Origin of the sequence: Labilibaculum sp. K2S (assembly GCF_030372765.1) — a bacterium.
GTDB lineage: Bacteria > Bacteroidota > Bacteroidia > Bacteroidales > Marinifilaceae > Labilibaculum.
This window is the reverse complement of the sequence record NZ_JAUCMW010000064.1, coordinates 1-1,404: the sequence shown is the minus strand read 5'-3', so window position 1 is coordinate 1,404 and position 1,404 is coordinate 1. Positions and strand designations below refer to the sequence as shown.

Sequence of the window (1,404 nt, the reverse complement as noted above, 5' to 3'; positions counted from 1 at the left end):
TGGAGGATCAAGAATGAGCTGGAATCTGGGAACTATTTATAATTTTGATGGGTCATTGAATATTCCGGGGCCTTCTTATGAAGATTTGTATATTGAGGGGCCAACAGGTAATTGGGTGCGAAAAAGTGATCTTCAAAAAGATGTTGTTGCAAGATATGTTTCTAAAGATGCGTATACAAGTGTTGGGACTCAACGTTATTATAAAGGGAGTACTTTACATTTGGTAAAGGAGCCTATTAGATTTGTGGAAATTCCTTCGAGTATTGGGTTTCTTGGAGAAAGTAATTTATCTTCTAAGGAGAAATTCAATGCGGGATACGATAAAGCTTATAATGATAATTGGGGTGATGCATATGTAAAAGGAAGTTACAATGGGCTTTTGGGACGAAAGTTTTATTATCCATCAAGTAGTAGCTACCCTAAGTCATTAAGACGTGCATTTTGGTTTTTATCTAGTGACAATCCATATGGAGCTGGTCTAAATGCTGGTTATATTGATGGTAATTATTTTGGATATCTTCAAGGGTATAAAGAAGGAGAAAATCGACGCAATGATTTAATAAAAGCTGGAGGATATGTCCCGGGAGATGAAAGAACTCAAATTACTCCATATGATCCAATATCTCCTCTTTTACCAAAATGGTTTGAGGGTTTAGGATGGTAGATATTTCTTTTTATCAATTTTTATAAAAAAAAATAAAATTAATTATGAATAAGATAAGACTGCGATTGTTTGCATTATTTTTAATAAATGCTTTAGGAATAATTATTTATTTATTCAATTTAGTTATTACACCATTTGAGTTAACTTTTGGTACTTTTACATCTGGAATTTATTGGTTTGTTATTCTTCTAATACCTTCAATAATTCCTGTTTTATTTCAAAATAAAATCTGGCGATATACTACTTTTATATTTGGCGTTTTAATAACATTAATAAATTTATTTATTGGTGTTGGATATGTACTAGATGATCAATTTAAAATTGGTATGATATTAATGTTGTATTGGGGCATTTTTGGAATATTGGGATCAATTATTTCTCTTAAATGGATTAAGCAATAATCTATTGACCCTACTTACTTTTGTAAGTCTGTGACTCATGATAATAATTAAAAAAGAGTCAAGCGATTATTTATTCATGAATTGCTACAAATGGTAATATTGCAGGAATATGATTTCTTGTGTTTTTTAACATTGGAGGAGATTAGCAATTTTTATTAAAATAGTTGAGTACAATTACTATTTCTACAGCTCTAATAAGGATTTTAAAAAAACAAAATGAGAAAAATATTAATACTATTTATAAGTGTATTATTTACCACTTCAGCATTAAAGGCACAAGTTACTTTTGCCTACGATGCTGCAGGAAATAGAGTAAGTCGAACTATAAATTTGAGCAGT

2 protein-coding genes are annotated in these 1,404 nt (G+C 30.1%); both read left to right on the top strand.

Annotated features, from left to right (window positions below):
- Positions 1-664 (top strand): hypothetical protein (locus QUH73_RS20685; protein ID WP_289532346.1); only part of this gene is annotated, 664 nt, incomplete at its 5' end.
- 44 nt (positions 665-708) lie between these two features.
- Complete coding sequence (locus QUH73_RS20680) at positions 709-1,065, top strand: hypothetical protein (protein WP_289532345.1); 357 nt, start codon at positions 709-711, stop codon at positions 1,063-1,065.
- Positions 1,066-1,404: the final 339 nt, after the last annotated feature.